Below are 768 nucleotides of genomic sequence, written 5' to 3' on the forward strand. Positions count from 1 at the left end.
ATTCATGACTGGGGTGAAGTCGTAACAAGGTAACCGTAGGGGAACCTGCGGTTGGATCACCTCCTTACCTTAAAGAAGCGTACTTTGCAGTGCTCACACAGATTGTCTGATGAAAATGAGCAGTAAAACCTCTACAGGCTTGTAGCTCAGGTGGTTAGAGCGCACCCCTGATAAGGGTGAGGTCGGTGGTTCAAGTCCACTCAGGCCTACCAAATTTGCACCGCAAATTTGAAGAGGTTTTAACTACATGTTATGGGGCTATAGCTCAGCTGGGAGAGCGCCTGCTTTGCACGCAGGAGGTCTGCGGTTCGATCCCGCATAGCTCCACCATCTCTGTAGTGATTAAATAAAAAATACTTCAGAGTGTACCTGCAAAGGTTCACTGCGAAGTTTTGCTCTTTAAAAATCTGGATCAAGCTGAAAATTGAAACACTGAATAGTCGAAAGATTATTCGTGAGTCTCTCAAATTTTCGCAACACGATGATGAATCGAAAGAAACATCTTCGGGTTGTGAGGTTAAGCGACTAAGCGTACACGGTGGATGCCCTGGCAGTCAGAGGCGATGAAGGACGTGCTAATCTGCGATAAGCGTCGGTAAGGTGATATGAACCGTTATAACCGGCGATTTCCGAATGGGGAAACCCAGTGTGTTTCGACACACTATCATTAACTGAATCCATAGGTTAATGAGGCGAACCGGGGGAACTGAAACATCTAAGTACCCCGAGGAAAAGAAATCAACCGAGATTCCCCCAGTAGCGGCGAGC

General features: G+C 47.0%; 2 tRNA genes and 2 rRNA genes. All 4 read left to right on the top strand.

The features are described 5' to 3' along the window. Nucleotides 1-67: ribosomal RNA gene (locus tag ACJHWK_RS23905) — 16S ribosomal RNA — on the top strand; the annotation flags it as partial. A 68-nt stretch (nucleotides 68-135) separates the two neighbouring features. Then, nucleotides 136-212, top strand: a tRNA-Ile gene (locus tag ACJHWK_RS23910). Nucleotides 213-254: 42 nt separating this feature from the next. After that, nucleotides 255-330 (top strand) — tRNA-Ala (locus ACJHWK_RS23915). A gap of 185 nt (nucleotides 331-515) precedes the next feature. Next, a 23S ribosomal RNA gene (locus tag ACJHWK_RS23920) occupies nucleotides 516-768 on the top strand; the annotation flags it as partial.

It is taken from the genome of Escherichia sp. WS547 (assembly GCF_046486065.1).
Classification (GTDB): domain Bacteria; phylum Pseudomonadota; class Gammaproteobacteria; order Enterobacterales; family Enterobacteriaceae; genus Escherichia; species Escherichia coli.